The 6,224-nt window shown below is 40.8% G+C and carries 7 protein-coding genes; 4 read left to right on the top strand and 3 right to left on the bottom strand.

The genetic code is table 11. The features are described from left to right. The first annotated feature begins 57 nt into the window (after positions 1-57). Positions 58-990 (top strand): branched-chain amino acid transaminase, encoded by a 933-nt coding sequence (locus ACM9H2_RS05960; RefSeq protein WP_415489214.1) that lies wholly within the window; start codon positions 58-60, stop codon positions 988-990. Between the two features lie 40 nt (positions 991-1,030). Here the strand turns inward: ACM9H2_RS05960 and ACM9H2_RS05955 are convergent, their stop codons facing one another. Next, on the bottom strand, positions 1,031-1,621 hold the full coding sequence (locus ACM9H2_RS05955) for a DUF502 domain-containing protein (RefSeq protein WP_415489212.1): 591 nt from the start codon (positions 1,619-1,621) through the stop codon (positions 1,031-1,033). Between the two features lie 143 nt (positions 1,622-1,764). On the opposite strand from ACM9H2_RS05955, the gene ACM9H2_RS05950 reads away from it, so the two are divergent. Further along, on the top strand, positions 1,765-2,310 hold the full coding sequence (locus tag ACM9H2_RS05950) for a CDP-2,3-bis-(O-geranylgeranyl)-sn-glycerol synthase (protein ID WP_415489210.1): 546 nt from the start codon (positions 1,765-1,767) through the stop codon (positions 2,308-2,310). Positions 2,311-2,361: 51 nt separating this feature from the next. Further along, positions 2,362-2,889: an orotate phosphoribosyltransferase gene (gene pyrE, locus ACM9H2_RS05945; protein WP_415489208.1), complete on the top strand. Its 528-nt coding sequence runs from the start codon at positions 2,362-2,364 to the stop codon at positions 2,887-2,889. 41 nt (positions 2,890-2,930) lie between these two features. Here pyrE and thsB read toward each other — a convergent pair whose 3' ends face one another. Together thsB and ACM9H2_RS05935 are read right to left on the bottom strand one after the other, a co-directional pair. Further along, on the bottom strand, positions 2,931-4,556 hold the full coding sequence (gene thsB / locus ACM9H2_RS05940) for a thermosome subunit beta (RefSeq protein WP_415489206.1): 1,626 nt from the start codon (positions 4,554-4,556) through the stop codon (positions 2,931-2,933). 49 nt (positions 4,557-4,605) lie between these two features. Continuing rightward, on the bottom strand, positions 4,606-4,980 hold the full coding sequence (locus ACM9H2_RS05935) for a Fur family transcriptional regulator (RefSeq protein ID WP_415489204.1): 375 nt from the start codon (positions 4,978-4,980) through the stop codon (positions 4,606-4,608). Between the two features lie 60 nt (positions 4,981-5,040). On the opposite strand from ACM9H2_RS05935, the gene ACM9H2_RS05930 reads away from it, so the two are divergent. Beyond that, entirely contained in the window at positions 5,041-6,153 is a 1,113-nt protein-coding gene (locus tag ACM9H2_RS05930; RefSeq protein ID WP_415489202.1) for a ZIP family metal transporter, read from the top strand. The last annotated feature ends 71 nt before the right edge of the window (positions 6,154-6,224 follow it).

The raw sequence follows: 6,224 nt of genomic DNA, 5'->3' as shown, positions 1-6,224 counted from the left end.
GAATATTCAGTACATAACAACTATATTTTTAACACCACAAGGACTATCAAAAGGAATATGGCAATATTTGATGATATGGACGTTACCACAATTTGGCTAGATGGTTCCTTTGTCGATTGGGATTCTGCACATACTCATGTTTTAAGCCACGGTTTGCACTATGGAGTCGGAATTTTTGAGGGAGTTAGATGCTATGATACAGTACGAGGACCTGCAATTTTTAGATGGGATGACCACCTCACTAGATTCTATAACTCAGCAAAGCCCTATGAAATGGATATCGGATATTCCACTTCCGATCTAACCGAAGCCACACTTGAACTCCTCCGTAGACAGAATCTAAATGCTTGTTACATCCGACCAATTGCATTTTACGGATACGACCGTCTTGGTCTCAGTCCTGTAGGAATCCCAGTCCAAGTAGCTATCGCCTGCTGGCCCTGGGGTGTTTATCTCGGGGAAGAGGCACTTTCTTCTGGGGTAGACGTCATGGTGTCTAGTTGGAGGCGATATTCTTCCAACCAAGTTCCAATGAATGCTAAAACAACTGGACTTTATGTCAACAGCGTCCTTGCCAGTGAAGAAGCCCATAGGAATGGATTTTCAGAAGCAATTCTCTTGAACACTGATGGTAATGTGGCAGAGGGAGCCGGTGAAAATATTTTCCTTATTCGAGATGGGGATATCTACACCCCTGACTTGTCCCAAGGAGTTCTTGCTGGTATAACTCGCGAAACTATCATCACGTTGGCTAGGGAAAAAGGCTACACAGTGTACGACGAAGCTATCATCAGCGAAGACGAGTTGCATTCTGCAGATGAATTATTTTTCACGGGAACTGCAGCTGAGGTAACTCCCATCAAAAAAGTCAATGAAACCATTGTTGGAAAGGGATCTCGTGGAGAAATAACAAAAGACCTTCAATCAACATTTTTTGATGTATTAAACCGCAGAAATGAGGCCCACGATGAATGGTTTACCTACGTATAGCTAGATTGAAACATCCCCCTTTTTAAAAAAATTATACCTCCTATTTTTTCGTTTCTGTTTTTTTAACACCAAAACCCGCACTCAGTACCCGAGCTAGCGAATCTTCAACACTTTCATCTGAGTCTTCATACCCTTCTGGATCCATCTCTATTACAAATCCGGTTGTAATATTCGGCGATGTGGGCATGAACAATATATCTTTTCCATCATCTGTTTTGTTCCCAGTTTTGAATGCTGTCATTTTCATCCCTGGCCACACAGTGACTTTCACTGGAGCTTGAAGTGTTCCCTCTTCAGATACGGTAGTTTCAACTGCCATTTTCGCAGCGTTGTATACTATCCTAAGCCCCGGAACAAAATTGATAACACCATCAATCCTAGCTCCAAATAACTCTCCTAATGTAGTTCTCATTAGATACCCCACAATAAATGTTATAGATATCAACAATATAATTGTTAAACTCGCCTGTGCAATTTCCACAATAAATTGATTACCTTGGAATGCTCCTCCTATGCGCACAAATGTTAATTGCGAAATCAATCCATATACCCATTTAAGTACATAAACGGTAAGCAACAGTGGAACTAGTACCACAAGACCGCTTGCCATATTTTTCTTCCACGCTACCATTTTCACTTCTACAATAGTCCTTGTGAGGTAATGAGCCTCCCGCTATCATATTGTATTGATACATTTTACTATTTTATTTCTCCAACCCCTTCTCTTACCAAAATAGAACTGCCTAAGTCAAATGAATATGTATTGTTCATATTGTGGACGTCCTCTCGCTAATATTTCTGTCTTTATGGATCATGTTACCTGCATATATCCCTAACAATGCCGCTGCAATTTTCGGTGGCGGAACTCCCTTAGACCTTCGATATTCTTGGCGTGGAAATAGACTCCTCGGCGATGGAAAGACCATACGAGGATCTGTGTCTGGAATATCTTTTGGGATCTTAGCAGCACTACTATTGAATGCGACAAATCAACCACTATCTTCTATATTGAGCCTCGAGTTGCCTATATTCCCTGTGGTGGTCATTTTATCTCTCTCGATCGGGTCTTTATTAGGGGATGCGATGGCATCTTTTCTAAAAAGGTCATTAGGCATATCACGAGGAACTTCAATCCCTCTATTAGACCAACTAGATTTTGTAGTTGGATCTCTACTATTGCTCCTGTTTATTTCCCCAAACTGGTTTTTTGAAACGTTAACTCTGCCCATTCTCATAACGATATTCATCCTCACTCCTTTCTTACACCTGTCAATAAATATTATAGGGTATCTGCTTGGCATCAAAAAAGTACCCTGGTAATCCCCAACGAAAGCAGAAACACTTTTTTTACACCGTGAGCTTTTGGATGTGATGCCTACAATATCTGATCTAATCCAAAACTCTGGCGCGATAAAACACGGCAAATTCAAATTAGCGAGTGGAGTGGAATCCTCCTATTACATTGACAAATACCTATTCGAGACACAACCAGAGGTTCTCGGGCCAATAGCAGATGCCATTGCAGAAATGCTATCTGGATCCGAACTTGATGTTATTGCTGGACCTGAACTAGGAGCTGTACCTCTAGTAACTGCAGTATCACTCCGTACCGGTATACCTGCAGCCTTCATTCGAAAACATATCAAAGGACACGGGACCCAGTCCAGAGTGGAAGGGACTCTCAAAAAAGATCAATCTGTAGCACTTATTGAAGATGTCACCACGACTGGATCTACAATGCTAGATTCTATCAACTTCATAGAAACTAATATTGGTGCGCACGTCACTCGTCTCATTGTGGTTGTGGACCGAAACGAGGGAGCAATTGAAAATTTCAATGAAAAAGGATTTGATTTAGAATATCTAGTCCAAATTGGAACTGATATACAAGTCAATTAAAAAACTTATTCGACTATTTATTTTATTCTAATTTCTAGAACTCACATCATTCCGGGCATCATCTCGCCCATATCTCCACTAGATTTACCTAAATCCCCTGCGGCAATTATATCATCAATCTTTAAAATGAGGTTAGAAGCTTCTGTCGCAGAACTCACAGCCTGCCTTTTCGCATGTGTGGGTTCTATGACTCCAGCATCAAATGTGTTTACAACATTCCCTGTAAAAACATTCAGACCCGCTTTTTGGTTTCCTTCTTCATGGGCCGCCCGAAGATCTACTAATACATCTATCGGATCTAGTCCGGCATTTTCTGCAAGTACTCTTGGAATCAACTCCAAACTGTTTGCAAATGCTTCGATAGCAAGTTGTTCTCTCCCACTAACACTTTCTGCATAAGACCGAAGTCGTGAGGCTATTTCTATTTCTACAGCACCGCCTCCTGCCAAAACCTGCCCATCTGTGACAGTTTGAGAAACTACATCAATGGCATCACCCACACTGCGCTCTAGTTCATCAACAACATGTTCCGTTGATCCTCTCAACAATAGCGTCACTCCAAAACCATCTTGATTAGCACTTTCTACATAGAACAATTTGTCATCATCATCACGACTGACTTTCCCCTTCGATAAATCATCACTAGACAAATCATCAATGTCTGATACAATCGTTGTGTCAAGCAAGTGCTTTAAGAAATGCATATCACTTTTTTTCATCCGGCGTACTGCAAGAATACCTGCCTTTGCTAGGTAATGGCGAGCAACCTCATCTATGGCTTTTTGACAAAATATAACATTTGCACCAGAATCAATTATCTTTTGAACCTGATTTCTGATCTCTTCTTCCTCTTGATCCAATACATGGCGCAATTGTGTTGCATCTGTTATATTGATTTTTGCATCAACTTCGGTTTCTTTAATCTCAATTGCTTCCATTAAAAGAAGGATATTTGCATCCTTCATCTCAGATGGCATATTGTCATGTGTAGCCTCCTTATCAATCACAGCCCCATTAAATAACTCAGATTCCAATGTCGACTCTCCCGATTGAGTCTCAATATTCAGAAAATCCAAATCAACACAAATCTCGCCTTCATCTTCATAAGACACTTTTTTAACAGCTTCAACAACCATTTTTGCTAGCATCACTTTGTGCACTTCTGTTCCTTTTCCAGTCATACTCGTTTCCGCTACTTTCTGCAATAAAGATAAATCCTCGACATCAATTGTATTACTTACTACCTCTAATTCTTCTTTTACCTTCTCATTAGCTAAGTTATATCCCCTTATAATCGCGGTGGCATGAATATCCTGTTCAAGTAATTCTTCTGCATTCTTCAATAGTTCTCCTGTCAATGCAACTGCAGTTGTTGTTCCATCACCCGCTTCATCCTCTTGGGTCTGTGCAACTTCTACAACCATTTCTGCTGTTGGATGTTCTATGTTCATCTCTTTGAGAATAGTGACTCCATCATTTGTGATTGTAACATCTCCCATATTGTCAACTAACATTTTATCCATGCCCTTCGGTCCAAGTGTAGAACGAACGGCATTTGCCACTGCACGAGCGGCTCTAATATTGTATGATTGTGCATCTCTGTCTCTAACTCTCTGGGCACCTTCGCCCAAAATAATCATAGGTCTCCCTCTTAACTGATTACTCATATCAAAATTAGTTGATTGCAGGTCTATATAAATGGACCGACTTTATTTATTACTCAGAAGAAGCAGTAGACAAACAATTTTTACAAATACCTCTGATCTCCAGTTGGAAACTTTCTACCTTTCCCCCTGTAATTTTTCCTAATGGCAGTTCGACTTCTTGTATATGTTTACTACTTTGACACTCCAAACAATTGAAATGGGTATGTTGTATCTTGTTCTTCGAGTATAAGGCACGGCCATCGCACATAAAGTAATTAATTTGTCGCTCTTTTCGTAAAGCGGACAAATATCGATAGATAGTTGCAATGCCAATTCCTTCATCTTTCACCCTTCCGTGAACCTCTTCGACTCGGAACGAGTGATCGAACCCATCTATGACTTCTGCGACCCTTTTTTTCTGCCAAGTGTTCCTACCCCTTTTCATTAATGATAATGGTAATCATTAGCTTTATATATAATTTGTGTTTTAAAAGCATCCACGAATATGGAATCAAATAAAAATTTTGCAATTATCCTATCCTTTTTATTAATAGTAGGATTATTCGTAGTAGCTAGTGCGGACATATACGGGTCGTTCGATCACGACCACGACGACCACGACGACCATGCAGCAGAAGATCACGACGACCACGACGACCACGACGACCATGCAGCAGAAGATCACGACGATCACGATGATCATGCAGCGGGGCATCATGGTGATCATGGGTCAGAAGCTCACGACGACCACGACGACCATGCAGCGGGGATTCCAGTCACAGGAGCAAGTGGGGAGTCTAATGCAAGTGGGGGGTCTACTGTACCAACTAATGTAGCACTTTATGCTATTGTGAGTGCTATTCTCGTGGGCGGGGTAGCCTTTGCCGGACTCATATGGTTTCCGTTTGAAGATATCTTTGGCCGTTACCTCCCACGCATTGTTAGCTTTGCAATTGGGACATTGATAGGTGGATCTTTCTTACATCTATTGCCTCATTTGTTAGAGACACAAGGATCCTTTACTGTAAACTCAGCAATGTTGATTATATTTGGATTTGTCACCATGTTTATACTTGAGAATTTAATCGGACATACCCATACACATCCTGCAGATCGATTAGACGCGGCGAAAGAAAAAGGAGCTAAAGAGGAAGAACCGATTAAAGCGAGTGCATTTTTAATTAGTGTGGGTGACGGTGTTCACAACCTTCTAGATGGTCTTATTATTGGGAGTGTTTATATGGTTTCAATCCCCTCGGGGATTGCCATAACCATTGCAACAATTATGCATGAAATTCCATTGGAACTGGCAGATTATGGCATTTTAATAAATTCTGGTCTGTCCAAAGTACAGGCTTTGATGGTAAATGCTGCCACAGGATTGGCGACTGTAACTGGGGTTATTGTTTCACTCTTCTTAATCAACTATGTGCCGGGTTTGCAAGCAATTCTCTTTGCAATAGGAATTGGTAATTTCGTATACATAGCAGCAGCATGTCTCTTACCTGACTTACTCCGGGAGGAACGATTTAAGAGTAATCTATATAATTTAGCAAGTATGCTCCTAGGGGTGTTATTGATGTTGTTATTGATCTTAGCCGAACAAGCTACCCACTGATAAAAACCGCTGTTCCTAAAAACTGTCACCTGAAGTCGAATTAGTCCAAATGTTGTAATAGTTCAACTACA

It is taken from the genome of Candidatus Hikarchaeum yamanae (assembly GCF_009889665.1).
In the GTDB taxonomy this organism is placed as follows: Archaea; Halobacteriota; Halobacteria; order Halobacteriales; family Hikarchaeaceae; genus Hikarchaeum; species Hikarchaeum yamanae.
This window is presented reverse-complemented; position numbering and strand designations above follow the sequence as displayed.

What these genes read in the sequence shown, in the direction of transcription:
- ACM9H2_RS05960 (WP_415489214.1), top strand. Translation starts at nt 58, where the DNA reads ATGGCAATATTTGATGATATGGACGTTACCACAATTTGGCTAGATGGT.
- ACM9H2_RS05955 (WP_415489212.1), bottom strand. Translation starts at nt 1,621, where the DNA reads ATGGTAGCGTGGAAGAAAAATATGGCAAGCGGTCTTGTGGTACTAGTT.
- pyrE (WP_415489208.1), top strand. Translation starts at nt 2,362, where the DNA reads ATGCCTACAATATCTGATCTAATCCAAAACTCTGGCGCGATAAAACAC.
- thsB (WP_415489206.1), bottom strand. Translation starts at nt 4,556, where the DNA reads ATGAGTAATCAGTTAAGAGGGAGACCTATGATTATTTTGGGCGAAGGT.
- ACM9H2_RS05935 (WP_415489204.1), bottom strand. Translation starts at nt 4,980, where the DNA reads ATGAAAAGGGGTAGGAACACTTGGCAGAAAAAAAGGGTCGCAGAAGTC.
- ACM9H2_RS05930 (WP_415489202.1), top strand. Translation starts at nt 5,041, where the DNA reads ATGGAATCAAATAAAAATTTTGCAATTATCCTATCCTTTTTATTAATA.